This is a genomic window from Streptococcus mitis subsp. hohhotensis, assembly GCF_000722775.1.
GTDB classification, from domain to species: domain Bacteria; phylum Bacillota; class Bacilli; order Lactobacillales; family Streptococcaceae; genus Streptococcus; species Streptococcus carlssonii.
This window is the reverse complement of sequence record NZ_JPFZ01000013.1, coordinates 83,424-100,999: the sequence shown is the minus strand read 5'-3', so window position 1 is coordinate 100,999 and position 17,576 is coordinate 83,424. Positions and strand designations below refer to the sequence as shown.

General features: G+C 41.4%; 26 protein-coding genes. All 26 read left to right on the top strand.

Translation table 11 applies throughout. The annotated features are described in order from the left end of the window. Positions 1–3: 3 nt before the first annotated feature. The 26 genes from ruvX (at position 4) to rpsH (ending at position 17,522) form a co-directional block, all read left to right on the top strand. Positions 4–423 carry a Holliday junction resolvase RuvX gene (ruvX, locus tag SK608_RS09375; RefSeq protein ID WP_004239076.1) on the top strand — a complete coding sequence of 140 codons (420 nt, stop codon included), beginning with the start codon at positions 4–6 and terminating at the stop codon, positions 421–423. A gap of 15 nt (positions 424–438) precedes the next feature. Continuing rightward, positions 439–744, top strand: a complete 306-nt coding sequence (locus tag SK608_RS09370; RefSeq protein ID WP_000017620.1) for a DUF1292 domain-containing protein — start codon at positions 439–441, stop codon at positions 742–744. 255 nt (positions 745–999) lie between these two features. Next, positions 1,000–2,250, top strand: a complete 1,251-nt coding sequence (locus tag SK608_RS09365; protein WP_000464319.1) for a bifunctional folylpolyglutamate synthase/dihydrofolate synthase — start codon at positions 1,000–1,002, stop codon at positions 2,248–2,250. Continuing rightward, complete coding sequence (locus SK608_RS09360; protein ID WP_000210275.1) at positions 2,247–2,690, top strand: SP_0198 family lipoprotein; 444 nt, start codon at positions 2,247–2,249, stop codon at positions 2,688–2,690. Before SK608_RS09365 ends, SK608_RS09360 begins: the two co-directional genes overlap by 4 nt. A 139-nt stretch (positions 2,691–2,829) precedes the next feature. Next, positions 2,830–4,362 (top strand): cardiolipin synthase, encoded by a 1,533-nt coding sequence (gene cls, locus SK608_RS09355; RefSeq protein WP_033678526.1) that lies wholly within the window; start codon positions 2,830–2,832, stop codon positions 4,360–4,362. A 254-nt stretch (positions 4,363–4,616) separates the two neighbouring features. After that, on the top strand, positions 4,617–6,155 hold the full coding sequence (locus tag SK608_RS09345) for a hypothetical protein (RefSeq protein WP_033678524.1): 1,539 nt from the start codon (positions 4,617–4,619) through the stop codon (positions 6,153–6,155). 119 nt (positions 6,156–6,274) lie between these two features. Further along, complete coding sequence (gene nrdD / locus SK608_RS09340; protein WP_033678523.1) at positions 6,275–8,482, top strand: anaerobic ribonucleoside-triphosphate reductase; 2,208 nt, start codon at positions 6,275–6,277, stop codon at positions 8,480–8,482. An 11-nt stretch (positions 8,483–8,493) separates the two neighbouring features. Next, positions 8,494–8,634, top strand: a complete 141-nt coding sequence (locus SK608_RS09335) for a hypothetical protein (RefSeq protein ID WP_000521618.1) — start codon at positions 8,494–8,496, stop codon at positions 8,632–8,634. Between the two features lie 43 nt (positions 8,635–8,677). Beyond that, a complete protein-coding gene (locus SK608_RS09330; protein WP_000423428.1) occupies positions 8,678–9,184 on the top strand; it encodes a GNAT family N-acetyltransferase in 507 nt (168 codons plus the stop codon). Beyond that, positions 9,177–9,767, top strand: a complete 591-nt coding sequence (nrdG, locus tag SK608_RS09325; RefSeq protein ID WP_033678521.1) for an anaerobic ribonucleoside-triphosphate reductase activating protein — start codon at positions 9,177–9,179, stop codon at positions 9,765–9,767. Before SK608_RS09330 ends, nrdG begins: the two co-directional genes overlap by 8 nt. Positions 9,768–10,020: 253 nt before the next feature. Beyond that, positions 10,021–10,329: a 30S ribosomal protein S10 gene (rpsJ, locus tag SK608_RS09320; RefSeq protein WP_001284513.1), complete on the top strand. Its 309-nt coding sequence runs from the start codon at positions 10,021–10,023 to the stop codon at positions 10,327–10,329. 216 nt (positions 10,330–10,545) lie between these two features. Beyond that, entirely contained in the window at positions 10,546–11,172 is a 627-nt protein-coding gene (rplC, locus tag SK608_RS09315; protein ID WP_000160197.1) for a 50S ribosomal protein L3, read from the top strand. A gap of 24 nt (positions 11,173–11,196) precedes the next feature. Beyond that, positions 11,197–11,820, top strand: a complete 624-nt coding sequence (gene rplD, locus SK608_RS09310) for a 50S ribosomal protein L4 (protein ID WP_000024539.1) — start codon at positions 11,197–11,199, stop codon at positions 11,818–11,820. Beyond that, positions 11,820–12,116 (top strand): 50S ribosomal protein L23, encoded by a 297-nt coding sequence (locus SK608_RS09305; protein ID WP_033678519.1) that lies wholly within the window; start codon positions 11,820–11,822, stop codon positions 12,114–12,116. Before rplD ends, SK608_RS09305 begins: the two co-directional genes overlap by 1 nt. A gap of 17 nt (positions 12,117–12,133) precedes the next feature. Then, positions 12,134–12,967 (top strand): 50S ribosomal protein L2, encoded by an 834-nt coding sequence (gene rplB, locus SK608_RS09300; protein ID WP_000512911.1) that lies wholly within the window; start codon positions 12,134–12,136, stop codon positions 12,965–12,967. 103 nt (positions 12,968–13,070) lie between these two features. Beyond that, positions 13,071–13,352: a 30S ribosomal protein S19 gene (rpsS, locus tag SK608_RS09295; RefSeq protein ID WP_000533766.1), complete on the top strand. Its 282-nt coding sequence runs from the start codon at positions 13,071–13,073 to the stop codon at positions 13,350–13,352. An 11-nt stretch (positions 13,353–13,363) separates the two neighbouring features. Then, on the top strand, positions 13,364–13,708 hold the full coding sequence (rplV, locus tag SK608_RS09290; protein ID WP_000818137.1) for a 50S ribosomal protein L22: 345 nt from the start codon (positions 13,364–13,366) through the stop codon (positions 13,706–13,708). A 12-nt stretch (positions 13,709–13,720) separates the two neighbouring features. Next, positions 13,721–14,374 (top strand): 30S ribosomal protein S3, encoded by a 654-nt coding sequence (gene rpsC, locus SK608_RS09285; protein ID WP_000529936.1) that lies wholly within the window; start codon positions 13,721–13,723, stop codon positions 14,372–14,374. A gap of 3 nt (positions 14,375–14,377) precedes the next feature. Continuing rightward, positions 14,378–14,791: a 50S ribosomal protein L16 gene (rplP, locus tag SK608_RS09280; RefSeq protein ID WP_000960946.1), complete on the top strand. Its 414-nt coding sequence runs from the start codon at positions 14,378–14,380 to the stop codon at positions 14,789–14,791. Between the two features lie 9 nt (positions 14,792–14,800). Beyond that, positions 14,801–15,007: a 50S ribosomal protein L29 gene (gene rpmC, locus SK608_RS09275; RefSeq protein WP_000772918.1), complete on the top strand. Its 207-nt coding sequence runs from the start codon at positions 14,801–14,803 to the stop codon at positions 15,005–15,007. A 24-nt stretch (positions 15,008–15,031) separates the two neighbouring features. Further along, complete coding sequence (rpsQ, locus tag SK608_RS09270) at positions 15,032–15,292, top strand: 30S ribosomal protein S17 (protein ID WP_000440801.1); 261 nt, start codon at positions 15,032–15,034, stop codon at positions 15,290–15,292. Between the two features lie 25 nt (positions 15,293–15,317). Further along, positions 15,318–15,686 carry a 50S ribosomal protein L14 gene (gene rplN, locus SK608_RS09265; protein ID WP_000616545.1) on the top strand — a complete coding sequence of 123 codons (369 nt, stop codon included), beginning with the start codon at positions 15,318–15,320 and terminating at the stop codon, positions 15,684–15,686. 78 nt (positions 15,687–15,764) lie between these two features. After that, positions 15,765–16,070 carry a 50S ribosomal protein L24 gene (rplX, locus tag SK608_RS09260; protein ID WP_000497691.1) on the top strand — a complete coding sequence of 102 codons (306 nt, stop codon included), beginning with the start codon at positions 15,765–15,767 and terminating at the stop codon, positions 16,068–16,070. A gap of 23 nt (positions 16,071–16,093) precedes the next feature. Beyond that, positions 16,094–16,636, top strand: a complete 543-nt coding sequence (rplE, locus tag SK608_RS09255; RefSeq protein ID WP_000013542.1) for a 50S ribosomal protein L5 — start codon at positions 16,094–16,096, stop codon at positions 16,634–16,636. Positions 16,637–16,653: 17 nt separating this feature from the next. Further along, positions 16,654–16,839, top strand: a complete 186-nt coding sequence (locus SK608_RS09250) for a type Z 30S ribosomal protein S14 (RefSeq protein WP_001085697.1) — start codon at positions 16,654–16,656, stop codon at positions 16,837–16,839. A gap of 284 nt (positions 16,840–17,123) precedes the next feature. Next, entirely contained in the window at positions 17,124–17,522 is a 399-nt protein-coding gene (gene rpsH, locus SK608_RS09245) for a 30S ribosomal protein S8 (RefSeq protein WP_000245504.1), read from the top strand. Positions 17,523–17,576: the final 54 nt, after the last annotated feature.

The window sequence follows — 17,576 nt, the reverse complement described above, 5'->3', positions numbered from 1 at the left end:
CCTATGAGAATTATGGGATTGGACGTCGGTTCAAAAACGGTAGGGGTGGCGATTAGCGATCCGCTCGGTTTTACAGCTCAAGGGCTTGAAATCATCCAAATCAATGAGGAGCAAGGCCAATTTGGTTTTGACCGCGTTAAGGAGTTGGTTGATACTTACAAGGTGGAACGATTTGTAGTAGGCTTGCCTAAAAACATGAACAATACAAGCGGACCGCGCGTGGAAGCTAGTCAAGCATACGGAGCAAAGCTAGAAGAGCTTTTTGGTTTACCAGTAGACTATCAGGATGAACGCTTGACAACAGTTGCCGCTGAGCGCATGTTGATTGAACAAGCAGATATCAGTCGCAATAAGCGCAAGAAAGTCATTGATAAGTTAGCAGCTCAGCTGATTTTACAAAATTATTTAGATAGAAAATTTTAATATAAAGGAGAGGCTATGTCACACGATCATAACCACGATCACGAAGAACGTGAATTAATTACATTAGTAGATGAGCAAGGAAATGAAACCTTGTTTGAAATCCTTTTGACGATTGACGGAAAAGAAGAATTTGGTAAAAACTATGTTCTTCTAGTACCAGTTAACGCAGAAGAAGACGAAGACGGACAAGTTGAAATTCAAGCTTACTCATTCATCGAAAACGAAGATGGAACAGAAGGCGAATTGCAACCAATCCCAGAAGACTCAGAAGACGAATGGAACATGATTGAAGAAGTCTTCAATAGTTTTATGGAGGAGTAAAAATGTTCAGTGAACATTTTTACCCCAGTTCCTTAAAATAAGAGAGAACTGGTAAGTCCGGGGGACGTGTTTAGCCCTGCGCTAGAAAATAGAAACGCAGGCATATCCAGTGGATGTTTTTACCCCACGTTAACTTCATAGTAGCTAGTGATTAGCTAACCAGGTAAGAGGTCGGGACGAAAATCCTGACCTCATTTTTTGTTATCTACGGAATTTTACTAGATAATTGATTAGACTTTTGTCAAGGAGATGTGTATGTTTGAAGTGGAAGAATGGCTTCATAGTCGGATTGGTTTGAATTTTAGGTCAGGTTTAGGCCGAATGCAGCAAGCAGTGGATTTGTTGGGGAATCCCGAGAAGTCTTATCCTATTATCCACGTAACAGGAACTAATGGAAAAGGATCTACCATTGCTTTTATGAGGGAGTTATTTATGGGACATGGCAAAAAAGTTGCGACCTTTACCTCCCCTCATATCGTCTCTATTAATGATCGAATCTGCATTAATGGGCAACCTATAGCAGACACAGACTTCATCCGTTTGGCTGAGCAGGTCAAGGAGATGGAAAAAATGCTTCTGCAAACTCATGACCAGTTGTCCTTTTTTGAATTGCTGACCTTGATTGCTTTTCTTTATTTTAGAGAGCAAGAGGTGGATTTGGTTCTACTAGAAGTGGGAATTGGTGGCTTACTTGACACAACCAATGTGGTAACTGGAGAGATTGCTGTCATTACCTCCATCGGACTTGACCATCAGGAGACTCTGGGTGATAGTATAGCAGCAATCGCAGAGCAGAAAGCTGGTATTTTTAAGGCTGGTAAAAAGGCAGTGATTGCTAAGTTGCCTTCAGAAGCTAGGCTTGTATGTCAGAAAAAAGCCGAATCTTTAGCTGTTGACCTTTATCAGGCAGGTCAGGATTTTTCAATGCTGAATGGTGATTTTTCAAGTTCTTTGGGAACTTTTTCGCAGTTGAAAATAGGATTGGAAGGAACTTATCAGCAGGAAAATGCGGCCTTGGCGTTGCAAACTTTTCTTCTTTTTATGGGAGAAAGAAAGGAAGTTGTTGATGAGCAGGTTGTAAGACAGGCTTTGGAGAAGACCCATTGGGCTGGCCGTTTGGAGCGTATTCGTCCTCAGATTTACTTGGATGGTGCTCATAACCTTCCTGCCTTGACTCGCTTGGTTGAGTTTATCAAAGAAAAAGAGCGGGAAGGATATCATCCTCAAATCCTATTTGGAGCCTTGAAACGTAAGGATTATCAAGGGATGTTAGGTTATCTGACTGAAAATTTGACTCAGGTGGAACTCAAGGTGACTGGTTTTGACTATCAAGGTTCTCTGGACGAGACAGATGTAACAGGTTACCATGTAATTCCCTCTTACCGAGAATTTATCAGCAGTTTTGAAGAAAGAGCCGATACCAAGGACTTGTTATTCATTACAGGGTCTCTCTATTTTATCTCAGAAGTACGGAGCCACATACTGGGGCATGAGCAGATAAGTTGACCACTTTAGTAAGTCTTAGTCTCTTAGTAGCTTGTTCACAAAGAGTTCAACAGGTTCAACAACCAGCAGCTCAACCGCAAACACAACAAACTCAGCAATCACAATCTGCTGCTTCATCTTCCACAGAAAATACAAACCGGGCAACGACAAGTTCTTCACAGAATGCGCCTGAGGCTCAACCAACTAATATTGATGGAACTTATACTGGTCAGGACGAAGGAGACCGTATCACTTTAGTGGTAACTGGAACAACTGGCACCTGGATACAGGTAGAAACTGATGGGGAACAAGAAATCAAGCAGGTTAGCTTTGATGCCGCTAATCAACGAATGATTATTGGGATTGGGGATGATGTCAAGATTTATGCAATCAATGGCAGTCAGATGATTATCGACGATATGGATAGAGAAGCGTCTGATCGCATTGTTTTATCAAAATAGACTAGAAGGAGACTGGATTTTTTAGTCTCTTTTGCTTTTGCTCAGAAAAATGATTATAAATACTTGCCTTCTACCGAATACCTGAGTTATACTAGTTTTAATTACCTGTTTTTATCATTCAAACTATCAAGGAGGGGATATGAAATATAGAAAATTTCAATTATTGATGTCCAAGTATGGTTTTAGTCTTTCGATTATGCTGCTTGAACTGTGTCTTGTTTTTGGTCTCTTTCTTTATTTAGGGCGTATGGCCCCTATTCTTTGGGTTGTTCTCTTAATCTTCATGAGTATGGCGACTATCGTAGCGATTGTCAATCGTTCCATGGCGCCTGAAAGCAAGGTAATGTGGTTAGTGGTGACTTTTGTTCCGGTCATTGGCCCCTTGCTCTATCTGATGTTTGGTGAAAGACGATTATCCAAAAAAGAAATCAAGCAGTTGGACAAACTTGGTTCTATGCATTTTCGGGAGGATAATAGCAAAGCTCTCCGCCAGAAATTGAAGGAAGAGGATAAGGCGGCTTACGGAGTTATCAAATCTTTGTTAAGTATGGATAGTAACGCCGATGTCTATGATCGAACAGACTCACAATTCTTTTCTTCGGGTGAAAGCATGTGGCAATATATGTTGGAAGACCTCAAGAAAGCTGAAAAGTTTATCTTTCTAGAGTATTATATTGTCGAAGAAGGTCTGATGTGGAATAGCATACTAGACATACTAGAGCAAAAGGCAGCTCAAGGTGTAGAGATCAAGATGCTCTATGATGATATCGGCTGTATGGCAACTTTGCCTGGAGACTATACTATTCAACTTCGTAGTCGAGGAATTGAAGCCCATAAATTTAACAAGGTGGTTCCTCGCTTGACGGTGGCTTACAACAATCGGGACCATCGTAAAATCCTTGTCATAGATGGTCAGGTAGCCTATACAGGAGGCATTAACTTAGCCGATGAGTACATCAATCATGTAGAACGCTTTGGCTACTGGAAGGACAGTGGGATTCGCATAGATGGTCTTGGTGTCAAGGCTCTCACCCGTCTCTTTTTGATGACTTGGTATATCAATCGTGGGGAAATCAGCGATTTTGACCAGTATCACTTGGAAAATCAGCCTTGTTCTGGCCAAGGGCTCTGCATTCCTTACGGTAGTGGACCCAAGCCCATCTTCCGTGCCCAGGTAGGGAAAAAAGTCTATCAAAGTTTGATTAATCAGGCCACTGATTCAGTCTATATCACAACGCCCTATTTGATTATTGACTATGACTTAACAGAGAGTATTAAAAATGCGGCCATGAGGGGTGTTGATGTCCGTATTGTGACCCCTTTCATTCCAGATAAGAAATTAATCCAACTCATCACAAGAGGGGCCTATCCGGATTTGTTGTCAGCAGGAGTAAGGATTTTTGAGTATAGTCCAGGCTTTATCCACAGTAAACAAATCTTAGTGGATAAGGACTTTGCTGCAGTTGGGACCATTAACTTAGATTATAGAAGTTTGCTTCACCACTATGAAAATGCAGTCTTGCTATATAAAACAGAATCAATCGCTGAGATTCAAAAAGATTTTCAAGAGATTTTTTCAGCATCGCAAGAAATTTTCCCTCATACGATAAAAAATAGCTGGTATCAAAAGCTTGTAAAAGAAATCGCCCAGTTATTCGCCCCTATCTTATAAGAAATCTAGGACTGAGGACACAAACCAGTCCTCTTTTTCTTGTCTTTTACGAATAAGAAGATGTAGGAGGAAAGATGCTGACCCAGAAAGAATTGAACTATATCATGACATTTAAACAGACACATTTACACCGATTTCGAGAAATTGAAACCTTTGTGAAACTATACAAAAAATCACTCAAACACCCATCGCAAGCTGACAATCCTAGGACTTTTTGATATACTAAGACAGATAAATTGAATAGGAGAAACGATATGAGTGTGTATGGTAGAGTAGAAGAAGTTCATCAGGAGAATCGTGAACCTCTAGAATACCAAATCGAACAAGAATCGCATCATCGTGAATCAAGTCGTCTTCCTTTGGTAAAAATTTTACTATGGAGTACGCTTGTAACAGGGATAACTCTAGGAGTACCGCTATTACTCGATTTAATGAGTGCACAGGAAGTGCAGGATTTTTATGCAGGTTGGGCCCTTCATCAGACAGGGAAGATTTACAGCGACTATTATGGAAGTCAAGGTTTGCTTTATTATTTGCTGACTTACGTGACTCAGGGCGGATTTTTCTTTGCCATTTTTGAGTGGTTAGCCTTGGTAGCAGGAGGATTTTTCCTCTTTCGATCGGCAGACACCTTGACAGAGCAAGGAGACCAAGCTGGACAACTGGTGACTATTTTTTATATGCTAGTTACAGGTCTTGCGTTTGGTGGAGGTTATGCGACTCTTTTAGCGCTTCCCTTCTTATTCGCGGCCTTTAGTTTAGTTGCTGCTTACCTAAGCAATCCAAGCCATGATAAGGGATTTGTACGGATTGGGCTGGCTTTGGCAGGCGGATTTTTCTTTGCTCCCTTGTCATCTCTCCTGTTTATTGCTGTAGTGAGTTTAGGCTTGTTGGTCTTTAACCTTGGGCATAGACGCTTTGCGCATGGATTTTATCAGTTTCTTGCAGTGGCTTTAGGTTTCTCACTGGTCTTTTATCCAACTGCCTACTATAGTGTTGCAACAGGAAGTTTTGAGGATGCGATTAGTGGAATTTTGTATCCAATTCATTCCATTCGTTTGACTTCTGTTTCGGCATTGTTAGAAAATGTTTTGTTTTACGGGTTGTTGGCTCTTGGCATAGGAGTTTTGGTTTTTGTCTTTTTAGGTCTCTTTCAATCTAAATCCTCTAAACTATATGTCATCTCAGTGCCTGCGAGTCTATTCCTGATTTTAGGTTTGGTAGTGATTTTCTTTACACAGGATCCCCTACATGCCTCGCGTTTGATGCTCATTTTCCCTGTCTTTCTTCTGCTTTTAGTATCCAATATCAAGGGGCAACAGAGTGGTCGTAGCGTTAGAAGAAGACGCAGAGAAGAGCCTGTTGGTCTCTGGCATCGCTATACTAAGGGGAATCTTTACCTACCGATTTTAACTCTGTTATATCTTTTGGCTGTTCCTTTTTTGATGAGGTTTGTCCTTTATCCAGTACCTTATCAAGAACGTGAGCGTCTTGCTGATTTGGTGAAAGAGGAGACAAGTACGGAAGATGCTATCTATGCATGGGATGATACTGCAACTCTTTATCGTAAGAGTGAGCGCTTGTCGCCATCGGCTATTTTGTCCCCGATGCACTATACAGCAACTGAGGAAAATCGGAATAAGCTACTCAATGACTTGAAAGAAAAACAACCCAAGGTGATTGTGGTGAACGATAAGGTAGCAGTCTGGTCTGAAGTGGAAACAATCTTGAAAGAAAATTACCAACCAGTAAAGACTGATTACTCAGAGTTTAAAGTCTATAAAATTAAATAACTAAATCAATATCTTGTGTATTTTTAAAAATTTTAGGATTTTTAACACAAGATATTGATTTTTCTTTTTAGAGTGGTATAATACTTTTTAGAAAGAACATTTTAGAAAAGAGCATGCATATGATTGCACTAGAAGAAAAAATTACAATTTTGCCAACTCTCTTCGTCGAGAAACGAGATGGGAGACGTGTTGTATTTGATGTGGACAAGATTGACAAGGCTCTCCACAAGGCGGCTGACAAGGTTATGGATGTGACACCCTTGGTTGAAAAGCGCCTAAATGCTCTGACCGAGCGAATTGTCACAGAAATTCATAGTCGCTTTCCAAAGGGAGTTAAGATTTACGAAATCCAAAATATCGTAGAACATGAACTGCTTGAAGCTAAAGAATATGCGCTGGCTGAAGAGTATATCACTTATCGAACACAGAGGGATTTTGAGCGCTCAAAAGCGACAGATATTAACTTTAGTATCCATAAGCTTCTCAACAAAGACCAGGCAGTTGTCAATGAAAATGCTAATAAAGACAGCGATGTCTTTAATACCCAGCGTGATTTGACAGCGGGCATCGTTGGAAAATCAATCGGACTGCAAATGCTTCCTAAGCACGTAGCCAATGCCCACCAAAAGGGGGATATCCACTATCATGATTTGGATTATAGCCCCTACACACCTATGACCAACTGCTGTTTGATTGATTTTAAAGGTATGTTGGAAAATGGTTTTAAGATTGGGAATGCGGAGGTAGAGAGTCCCAAGTCTATTCAGACTGCGACAGCTCAGATTTCCCAAATCATTGCCAACGTTGCTTCTAGCCAGTATGGAGGCTGTTCAGCCGACCGTATCGATGAAGTTTTGGCGCCGTACGCAGAGAAGAATTACCAAAAACATCTCAAAGATGCAGAAGAATGGGTCTTGCCTGAAAAACGGGAAGATTATGCTTGGAAGAAAACCCAAAAAGACATCTACGATGCCATGCAATCTCTCGAGTATGAAATCAACACTCTCTTTACTTCAAATGGACAAACACCTTTTACTTCTCTAGGCTTTGGTCTAGGAACTAGTCGTTTTGAACGTGAAATTCAAAAAGCTATCTTAAACATTCGAATTAAGGGCCTCGGTTCAGAACATCGTACGGCTATCTTCCCTAAACTGATTTTTACTCTGAAAAGAGGTCTTAACTTGGAAGAAGGGACTCCCAACTACGACATTAAGCAGTTGGCTCTTGAGTGTGCAACCAAGCGGATGTACCCAGACGTCTTGTCTTACGATAAGATTGTTGACTTGACAGGTTCTTTTAAGGTGCCTATGGGTTGCCGTTCGTTTCTTCAAGGGTGGAAGGATGAAAATGGTGTAGAAGTCAATTCGGGTCGTATGAATCTGGGTGTTGTGACGGTTAACCTGCCTCGTATTGCTCTTGAGTCTGAGGGCGACATGAATAAGTTCTGGGAAATCTTCAACGAGCGGATGAATATCGCTGAAGATGCTCTTGTTTATCGTGTCGAACGCACTAAAGAGGCGACGCCAGCGAATGCTCCTATCCTTTATCAGTACGGTGCTTTTGGCCATCGTTTAGGTAAAGAAGAAAGTGTTGACCAGCTCTTTAAGAATCGTCGCGCAACCGTTTCTCTGGGTTACATCGGTTTGTATGAAGTAGCGACTGTTTTCTTTGGTAACAGCTGGGAAAGCAATCCAGATGCTAAGGAATTCACGCTGGATATCATTCGTGATATGAAACGCCGTGTAGAAGAGTGGTCTGACCAATATGGCTACCATTTCTCTATCTACTCAACACCGTCCGAAAGCTTGACAGACCGTTTCTGCCGACTAGATACAGACAAGTTCGGCTCTATTCCTGATATCACAGATAAGGAATACTACACTAACTCTTTCCACTACGATGTTCGTAAAAATCCAACACCGTTTGAAAAATTGGACTTTGAGAAAGTCTATCCAGAAGCAGGTGCGTCAGGTGGTTTTATCCACTACTGTGAGTATCCAGTTCTTCAGCAAAATCCAAAGGCCTTGGAAGCTGTCTGGGACTATGCCTATGACCGTGTAGGCTATCTAGGCACCAATACTCCGATTGACCGTTGCTACAAGTGTGATTTTGAAGGGGATTTTGAACCAACTGAAAGAGGATTTGCTTGTCCAAACTGTGGCAATAGCGACCCTAAAACAGTAGATGTGGTCAAACGAACTTGTGGCTACCTAGGTAATCCTCAAGCGCGTCCGATGGTTAATGGACGTCACAAGGAAATCGCTGCGCGTGTCAAACATATGAATGGCTCAACGATTAAAATGGCTGGCCATCAAGTAACAAATTAGAAAGAAATGAGATGGGAAAATATCAATTAGACGATAAGGGTCGCGCACAAGTGACCCGTTATCACGAGAAACACTCTAAAGGTGGAGCTGGTAAAAAAGAACGCTTGCTCAACCTCAGAGAACAATTTTTAAATAAGAATAAGAAAAAATAAAAGTGAGAGTCAGCTCTCGCTTTTCTCATAGTGGGAGGTAAGGATGGAATTACGCAGACCAAGATTATCAGATAAAGAAACAGTTTTAGACATGATGGCAGAGTTTGAAAAGAGCCAATCAGCCCATGATGGTGGATTTTGGGATACAGAGAACTTTGTGTATGAAGAGTGGTTGGAAACAAATATGCAAAAAGAGATGGGAATAAACTTGCCTGAAAATCGTGTTCCTTCTATTCAATTTGTATCATTTGATGATATAGGTCGTGCTCTAGGATTTTTGAATCTGCGATTAAGACTGAATGAGGATTTACTGAATTATGCTGGCCACATTGGCTACTCTATTCGTCCATCTGAAAGAGGGAAAAGTTATGCTAAGGAAACTCTCCGTCAGGGCTTGCAAGTCGCTAAGGAAAAGAACATCAAGAAAGCTCTGGTGACCTGTAGTGTGAATAATCCTGCTAGTAGAGCAGTCATTCTAGCAAATGGTGGAATATTTGAGGATGCTCGTAATGGAGTCGAGCGTTATTGGATAGAGGTAGCGAATGAATAATCCAAAACCACAAGAATGGAAAAGCGAGGAACTTAGTCAAGGTCGTATCATTGACTACAAGGCCTTTAACTTTGTAGATGGAGAAGGCGTGCGTAACTCTCTCTATGTATCAGGCTGTATGTTTCACTGCGAGGGATGTTATAATGTTGCGACTTGGTCTTTTAATGCTGGCATTCCCTATACAGCAGAATTAGAAGAGCAGATCATGGCAGATCTTGCTCAGCCCTATGTTCAAGGCTTGACCTTACTGGGAGGGGAGCCCTTTCTCAATACGGGTATTCTCTTGCCGCTCGTTAAGCGCATTCGGAAGGAATTGCCAGATAAAGACATCTGGTCCTGGACGGGCTATACTTGGGAAGAAATGATGTTGGAAACTCCAGATAAACTGGAATTATTGTCGCTAATAGACATCCTTGTCGATGGACGGTATGACCGAACTAAGAGGAATCTCATGCTCCAGTTTCGAGGTTCGTCCAATCAACGAATTATCGATGTGCAAAAATCGCTCCAAAGTGGGCAAGTAGTGATTTGGGACAAGCTCAATGACGGAAAAGAAAGCTATGAACAGGTGAAGAGAGAGTAACTTTCTTCTATAAAATACTTAAATAAATGACCTGTCAAAAAAGAAAACATTTTCATGTTAAAAATTTTAAAAAACAGCAACAAATCCCTTGCAATCGCAGGGGCTTTGTGTTATTCTATTATGGTGCTGTAAATTACAGCCTTAGCTTTGATGCAAGAGGTTGCGACACGCTCGGTTGCATTGCCACGCAACACCGCGTCGGTTTTCTTGTGGAGCTAGCCTATTATCTTAAATAGACGAAAAGGAGAAAAAGATGGCAAACAAAAAAATCCGTATCCGTTTGAAAGCTTACGAACACCGTACGCTTGACACAGCGGCTGCAAAAATCGTAGAATCAGCTACTCGTACAGGTGCACAAGTTGCGGGTCCAATCCCACTTCCAACTGAACGTAGCCTCTACACAATCATTCGTGCGACTCACAAATACAAAGACTCTCGCGAACAATTTGAAATGCGTACACACAAACGTTTGATCGATATCGTTAACCCAACTCAAAAAACAGTTGATGCTTTGATGAAATTGGATCTTCCAAGTGGTGTAAACGTAGAAATCAAACTTTAATCTAAAATATAAAAGAGCAGAGGCTGGTGTTTCAATCTAATTGAACACGGGCTAAACTCGGTGTGAAAAAGATAAACTTCCTAGTGTCTGCTAGACACTGCGTCAGTTTCCTGTTTTCACTTTGAGTTTGACGCCCTTTGTATCTTAGACTTGAGCATAAAAAACGCTCGTTAAAAACTTTTTGAATAAAAAATATAGAAAAGGAACTATTTTCTCATGACAAAAGGAATCTTAGGGAAAAAAGTGGGAATGACTCAAATCTTCACTGAAGCTGGCGAATTGATCCCTGTCACAGTTATTGAAGCAACTCCAAACGTTGTTCTTCAAGTTAAAACTGTTGAAACAGACGGATACAACGCTATCCAAGTTGGTTTCGATGACAAACGCGAAGTATTGAGCAACAAACCTGCTAAAGGACATGTAGCGAAAGCTAACACGGCTCCTAAGCGCTTCATTCGTGAATTCAAAAACGTTGAAGGCTTGGAAGTTGGCGCTGAAATCACAGTTGAAACATTCGCGGCTGGAGACGTTGTTGATGTAACTGGTACTTCTAAAGGTAAAGGTTTCCAAGGTGTTATCAAACGCCACGGACAATCACGTGGACCAATGGCTCACGGTTCTCGTTACCACCGTCGTCCAGGTTCTATGGGACCTGTTGCACCTAACCGCGTATTTAAAGGTAAAAACCTTGCAGGACGTATGGGTGGCGACCGCGTAACAATTCAAAACCTTGAAGTTGTACAAGTTGTTCCAGAAAAGAACGTTATCCTTATCAAAGGTAACGTACCAGGTGCTAAGAAATCTCTTATCACTATCAAATCAGCAGTTAAAGCTGGTAAATAATAAAGAAAGGGGAAATCAGTCACAATGGCAAACGTAACATTATTTGACCAAACTGGTAAAGAAGCTGGCCAAGTTGTTCTTAACGATGCAGTATTTGGTATCGAACCAAATGAATCAGTTGTGTTTGATGTGATCATCAGCCAACGCGCAAGCCTTCGCCAAGGAACACACGCTGTTAAAAACCGCTCTGCAGTATCAGGTGGTGGACGCAAACCATGGCGTCAAAAAGGAACTGGACGTGCTCGTCAAGGTTCTATCCGCTCACCACAATGGCGTGGTGGTGGTGTTGTCTTCGGACCAACTCCACGTTCATACGGCTACAAACTTCCACAAAAAGTTCGTCGCCTAGCTCTTAAATCAGTTTACTCTGAAAAAGTTGCTGAAAACAAATTTGTAGCCGTTGATTCTCTTGAATTTACAGCTCCAAAAACTGCTGAATTTGCAAAAGTTCTTGCAGCATTGAGCATCGATTCTAAAGTTCTTGTTATCCTTGAAGAAGGAAATGAATTCGCAGCTCTTTCAGCTCGTAACCTTCCAAACGTGAAAGTTGCAACTGCTACAACTGCAAGTGTTCTTGACATCGCAAATAGCGACAAACTTCTTGTCACACAAGCAGCTATCTCTAAAATCGAGGAGGTTCTTGCATAATGAATTTGTATGATGTTATCAAAAAACCTGTCATCACTGAAAGCTCAATGGCTCAACTTGAAGCAGGAAAATATGTATTTGAAGTTGACACTCGTGCACACAAACTTTTGATCAAGCAAGCTGTTGAAGCTGCTTTCGAAGGTGTTAAAGTTGCCAACGTTAACACAATCAACGTAAAACCAAAAGCTAAACGTGTTGGACGTTACACTGGTTTTACTAACAAAACTAAAAAAGCTATCATCACACTTACAGCTGATTCAAAAGCAATCGAGTTGTTTGTTGCTGAAGCTGAATAATCTAAGGAGGAAATATCGTGGGAATTCGTGTTTATAAACCAACAACAAACGGTCGCCGTAATATGACTTCTTTGGATTTCGCTGAAATCACAACAAGCACTCCTGAAAAATCATTGCTTGTTGCATTGAAGAGCAAGGCTGGTCGTAACAACAACGGTCGTATCACTGTTCGTCACCAAGGTGGTGGACACAAACGTTTCTACCGTTTGGTTGACTTCAAACGTAACAAAGACAACGTTGAAGCAGTTGTTAAAACTATCGAGTACGATCCAAACCGTTCTGCAAACATCGCTCTTGTACACTACACTGACGGTGTGAAAGCATACATCATCGCTCCAAAAGGTCTTGAAGTAGGTCAACGTATCGTTTCAGGTCCAGAAGCAGATATCAAAGTCGGAAACGCTCTTCCACTTGCTAACATCCCAGTTGGTACTTTGATCCACAACATCGAGTTGAAACCAGGTCGTGGTGGTGAATTGGTACGTGCTGCTGGAGCATCTGCTCAAGTATTGGGTTCTGAAGGTAAATACGTTCTTGTTCGTCTTCAATCAGGTGAAGTTCGTATGATTCTTGGAACTTGCCGTGCTACAGTTGGTGTTGTCGGAAACGAACAACATGGACTTGTAAACCTTGGTAAAGCAGGACGTAGCCGTTGGAAAGGTATCCGCCCAACAGTTCGTGGTTCTGTAATGAACCCTAATGATCACCCACACGGTGGTGGTGAAGGTAAAGCACCAGTTGGTCGTAAAGCACCATCTACTCCATGGGGCAAACCTGCTCTTGGTCTTAAAACTCGTAACAAGAAAGCGAAATCTGACAAACTTATCGTTCGTCGTCGCAACGAGAAATAATATTAAACTAGTCGCTTAAGCAACTAGTAAATCCGCCAGCTCGGTAGCGCTCCATGTGAGCGCAAGCCGCTGTGGTACAACATTTAAAGGAGAAAATATAAAAATGGGACGCAGTCTTAAAAAAGGACCTTTCGTCGATGAGCATTTGATGAAAAAAGTTGAAGCTCAAGCTAACGACGAAAAGAAAAAAGTTATTAAAACTTGGTCACGTCGTTCAACGATCTTCCCAAGTTTCATTGGTTACACTATTGCAGTTTATGACGGACGTAAACACGTACCTGTTTACATCCAAGAAGACATGGTAGGTCACAAACTTGGTGAATTTGCACCAACTCGTACTTACAAAGGTCACGCTGCAGACGACAAGAAAACACGTAGAAAATAAGGAGAACATAAATGGCAGAAATTACTTCAGCTAAAGCAATGGCTCGTACAGTACGTGTTTCACCTCGTAAATCACGTCTTGTTCTTGATAACATCCGTGGTAAAAGCGTAGCCGATGCAATCGCAATTTTGACATTCACTCCAAACAAAGCTGCTGAAATCATCTTGAAAGTTTTGAACTCAGCTGTAGCTAACGCTGAAAACAACTTTGGTTTGGATAAAGCTAACTTGGTAGTATCTGAAGCATTCGCAAACGAAGGACCAACTATGAAACGTTTCCGTCCACGTGCGAAAGGTTCAGCTTCACCAATCAACAAACGTACAGCTCACATCACTGTAGCTGTTGCAGAAAAATAAGGAGGTAAAATCGTGGGTCAAAAAGTACATCCAATTGGTATGCGTGTCGGCATCATCCGTGATTGGGATGCCAAATGGTATGCTGAAAAAGAATACGCGGATTACCTTCATGAAGATCTTGCAATCCGTAAATTCGTTCAAAAAGAACTTGCTGACGCAGCAGTTTCAACTATCGAAATCGAACGCGCAGTAAACAAAGTTAACGTTTCACTTCACACTGCTAAACCAGGTATGGTAATCGGTAAAGGTGGTGCTAACGTTGATGCACTCCGTGCAAAACTTAACAAATTGACTGGAAAACAAGTACACATCAACATCATCGAAATCAAACAACCTGATTTGGATGCTCATCTTGTAGGTGAAGGAATTGCTCGTCAATTGGAGCAACGTGTTGCTTTCCGTCGTGCACAAAAACAAGCAATCCAGCGTGCAATGCGTGCTGGAGCTAAAGGAATCAAAACTCAAGTATCAGGTCGTTTGAACGGTGCAGATATCGCCCGTGCTGAAGGATACTCTGAAGGAACTGTTCCACTTCACACACTTCGTGCAGATATCGATTACGCTTGGGAAGAAGCAGATACTACATACGGTAAACTTGGTGTTAAAGTATGGATCTACCGTGGTGAAGTTCTTCCAGCTCGCAAAAACACTAAAGGAGGTAAATAACCAATGTTAGTACCTAAACGTGTTAAACACCGTCGTGAATTCCGTGGAAAAATGCGCGGTGAAGCAAAAGGTGGAAAAGAAGTAGCATTCGGTGAATACGGTCTTCAAGCTACAACTAGCCACTGGATCACTAACCGCCAAATCGAAGCTGCTCGTATCGCCATGACTCGTTACATGAAACGTGGTGGTAAAGTTTGGATTAAAATCTTCCCACACAAATCATACACTGCTAAAGCTATCGGTGTGCGTATGGGATCTGGTAAAGGGGCACCTGAAGGTTGGGTAGCACCAGTTAAACGTGGTAAAGTGATGTTCGAAATCGCTGGTGTATCTGAAGAGATCGCTCGCGAAGCGCTTCGTCTTGCTAGCCACAAATTGCCAGTTAAATGTAAATTCGTAAAACGTGAAGCAGAATAAGGAGAAGGCATGAAACTTAATGAAGTAAAAGAATTTGTTAAAGAACTTCGTGGTCTTTCTCAAGAAGAACTCGCGAAGCGCGAAAACGAATTGAAAAAAGAATTGTTTGAACTTCGTTTCCAAGCTGCTACTGGTCAATTGGAACAAACAGCTCGCTTGAAAGAAGTTAAAAAACAAATCGCTCGTATCAAAACAGTTCAATCTGAAGCGAAATAATAGACTAGGGAAGGAGAAATTTCAATGGAACGCAATAATCGTAAAGTTCTTGTTGGACGTGTTGTATCTGACAAAATGGACAAGACAATCACAGTTGTAGTTGAAACAAAACGTAACCACCCAGTCTATGGTAAACGTATTAACTACTCTAAAAAATACAAAGCTCATGATGAAAACAATGTTGCCAAAGAAGGCGATATCGTACGTATCATGGAAACTCGCCCGCTTTCAGCTACAAAACGTTTCCGTCTTGTAGAAGTTGTTGAAGAAGCGGTCATCATCTAATCAAACCTGAAAGGAGAAAACTGAAATGATTCAAACAGAAACTCGTTTGAAAGTCGCAGACAACAGCGGTGCTCGCGAAATCTTGACTATCAAAGTTCTTGGTGGTTCAGGACGTAAATTTGCAAACATCGGTGATGTTATCGTGGCATCTGTAAAACAAGCTACTCCTGGTGGTGCGGTTAAAAAAGGTGACGTTGTTAAAGCAGTTATCGTTCGTACTAAATCAGGTGCTCGTCGTGCTGATGGTTCATACATCAAATTTGACGAAAACGCAGCAGTTATCATCCGTGAAGACAAAACTCCTCGCGGAACACGTATCTTTGGCCCAGTTGCACGTGAATTGCGTGAAGGTGGCTTCATGAAGATCGTGTCACTTGCTCCAGAAGTACTTTAATTTTTAGAAACAAACTAGTCCCCTGGATTTACCTCCAGGGTGCCCTTATGGGCGTAAGAAAAATCAAGGAGAAACCTAATGTTTGTAAAAAAAGGCGACAAAGTTCGCGTAATCGCTGGTAAAGATAAGGGAACAGAAGCTGTTGTCCTTACTGCCCTTCCAAAAGTAAACAAAGTTATCGTTGAAGGTGTTAACATCGTTAAGAAACACCAACGTCCAACTAACGAGCTTCCTCAAGGTGGTATCATCGAGAAAGAAGCAGCTATCCACGTATCAAACGTTCAAGTTTTGGACAAAAATGGTGTAGCTGGTCGTGTTGGTTACAAATTTGTAGACGGTAAAAAAGTTCGCTACAACAAAAAATCAGGCGAAGTGCTTGATTAATCACGAAGGAAAGGAGAAGTATAATGGCAAATCGTTTAAAAGAAAAATATCTTAATGAAGTAGTTCCTGCTTTGACAGAACAATTCAACTACTCATCAGTGATGGCTGTGCCTAAAGTAGATAAGATCGTTTTGAACATGGGTGTTGGTGAAGCTGTATCAAACGCTAAAAGCCTTGAAAAAGCTGCTGAAGAATTGGCACTTATCTCAGGTCAAAAACCACTTATCACTAAAGCTAAAAAATCAATCGCCGGCTTCCGTCTTCGTGAAGGTGTTGCGATCGGTGCAAAAGTTACCCTTCGTGGTGAACGTATGTACGAATTCTTGGATAAATTGGTTTCAGTTTCACTTCCACGTGTACGTGACTTCCACGGTGTTCCAACAAAATCATTTGATGGACGCGGAAACTACACACTTGGTGTGAAAGAACAATTGATCTTCCCAGAAATCAACTTCGATGACGTTGACAAAACTCGTGGTCTTGACATCGTTATCGTAACAACTGCTAACACTGACGAAGAGTCACGTGCATTGCTTACAGGCCTTGGAATGCCTTTTGCAAAATAATATAGGAGGTAAATCTAATGGCTAAAAAATCAATGATTGCTAAGAACAAACGTCCAGCGAAGTTCTCTACTCAAGCTTATACTCGTTGTGAAAAATGTGGTCGTCCACATTCAGTTTACCGCAAATTTAAACTTTGCCGTGTTTGCTTCCGTGAATTAGCTTACAAAGGACAAATCCCTGGTGTAACAAAAGCATCTTGGTAATTTAAGATATCAAGGGCGTCAAAACTCCAAGTGAAAATAGGAAACTTGACGAAGAAACTAAAGTTTCTAGGAAAGTTTATCTTTTTCACACAGAGTTTAGCCCGGGTTCAGTTGGGCTTGCCAATTTGAACACGAGCTACAGCTTTGGCAAAAAAGACCAATTTTCTTTGGAGCATCGCTCCTGCATCAAATTGCCTATTTTTGCTCTTGCTGTTACGCTCTTTGTATCATGTATTAACTAGCAAGTGCAACTTGCAAACTACTAGTAAGAGGAGAAAAACAAAATGGTTATGACTGACCCAATCGCAGACTTCCTAACTCGTATTCGTAACGCTAACCAAGCGAAACACGAAGTACTTGAAGTACCTGCATCAAACATCAAAAAAGGGATTGCTGAAATCCTTAAACGCGAAGGTTTTGTAAAAAACGTTGAAATCATCGAAGATGACAAACAAGGCATCATCCGTGTATTCCTTAAATACGGACCAAACGGTGAAAAAGTTATCACTAACTTGAAACGTGTTTCTAAACCAGGACTTCGTGTCTACAAAAAACGTGAAGACCTTCCAAAAGTTCTTAACGGACTTGGAATTGCTATCCTTTCAACTTCTGAAGGTTTGCTTACTGATAAAGAAGCACGCCAAAAGAATGTTGGTGGGGAAGTTATCGCTTACGTTTGGTAATATTTAGCTCCCAATTTCTTTGTGACTCTTCGTTATCGTCTCTTGCCTAACCCA

Excerpts from the sequence above, each read along its gene's own strand:
- ruvX (WP_004239076.1), top strand. The coding sequence starts at position 4 with ATGAGAATTATGGGATTGGACGTCGGTTCAAAAACGGTAGGGGTGGCG.
- SK608_RS09370 (WP_000017620.1), top strand. The coding sequence starts at position 439 with ATGTCACACGATCATAACCACGATCACGAAGAACGTGAATTAATTACA.
- SK608_RS09365 (WP_000464319.1), top strand. The coding sequence starts at position 1,000 with ATGTTTGAAGTGGAAGAATGGCTTCATAGTCGGATTGGTTTGAATTTT.
- cls (WP_033678526.1), top strand. The coding sequence starts at position 2,830 with ATGAAATATAGAAAATTTCAATTATTGATGTCCAAGTATGGTTTTAGT.
- SK608_RS09345 (WP_033678524.1), top strand. The coding sequence starts at position 4,617 with ATGAGTGTGTATGGTAGAGTAGAAGAAGTTCATCAGGAGAATCGTGAA.
- nrdD (WP_033678523.1), top strand. The coding sequence starts at position 6,275 with ATGATTGCACTAGAAGAAAAAATTACAATTTTGCCAACTCTCTTCGTC.
- SK608_RS09335 (WP_000521618.1), top strand. The coding sequence starts at position 8,494 with ATGGGAAAATATCAATTAGACGATAAGGGTCGCGCACAAGTGACCCGT.
- SK608_RS09330 (WP_000423428.1), top strand. The coding sequence starts at position 8,678 with ATGGAATTACGCAGACCAAGATTATCAGATAAAGAAACAGTTTTAGAC.
- nrdG (WP_033678521.1), top strand. The coding sequence starts at position 9,177 with ATGAATAATCCAAAACCACAAGAATGGAAAAGCGAGGAACTTAGTCAA.
- rpsJ (WP_001284513.1), top strand. The coding sequence starts at position 10,021 with ATGGCAAACAAAAAAATCCGTATCCGTTTGAAAGCTTACGAACACCGT.
- rplC (WP_000160197.1), top strand. The coding sequence starts at position 10,546 with ATGACAAAAGGAATCTTAGGGAAAAAAGTGGGAATGACTCAAATCTTC.
- rplD (WP_000024539.1), top strand. The coding sequence starts at position 11,197 with ATGGCAAACGTAACATTATTTGACCAAACTGGTAAAGAAGCTGGCCAA.
- SK608_RS09305 (WP_033678519.1), top strand. The coding sequence starts at position 11,820 with ATGAATTTGTATGATGTTATCAAAAAACCTGTCATCACTGAAAGCTCA.
- rpsS (WP_000533766.1), top strand. The coding sequence starts at position 13,071 with ATGGGACGCAGTCTTAAAAAAGGACCTTTCGTCGATGAGCATTTGATG.
- rplV (WP_000818137.1), top strand. The coding sequence starts at position 13,364 with ATGGCAGAAATTACTTCAGCTAAAGCAATGGCTCGTACAGTACGTGTT.
- rplP (WP_000960946.1), top strand. The coding sequence starts at position 14,378 with ATGTTAGTACCTAAACGTGTTAAACACCGTCGTGAATTCCGTGGAAAA.
- rpmC (WP_000772918.1), top strand. The coding sequence starts at position 14,801 with ATGAAACTTAATGAAGTAAAAGAATTTGTTAAAGAACTTCGTGGTCTT.
- rpsQ (WP_000440801.1), top strand. The coding sequence starts at position 15,032 with ATGGAACGCAATAATCGTAAAGTTCTTGTTGGACGTGTTGTATCTGAC.
- rplN (WP_000616545.1), top strand. The coding sequence starts at position 15,318 with ATGATTCAAACAGAAACTCGTTTGAAAGTCGCAGACAACAGCGGTGCT.
- rplX (WP_000497691.1), top strand. The coding sequence starts at position 15,765 with ATGTTTGTAAAAAAAGGCGACAAAGTTCGCGTAATCGCTGGTAAAGAT.
- rplE (WP_000013542.1), top strand. The coding sequence starts at position 16,094 with ATGGCAAATCGTTTAAAAGAAAAATATCTTAATGAAGTAGTTCCTGCT.
- SK608_RS09250 (WP_001085697.1), top strand. The coding sequence starts at position 16,654 with ATGGCTAAAAAATCAATGATTGCTAAGAACAAACGTCCAGCGAAGTTC.
- rpsH (WP_000245504.1), top strand. The coding sequence starts at position 17,124 with ATGGTTATGACTGACCCAATCGCAGACTTCCTAACTCGTATTCGTAAC.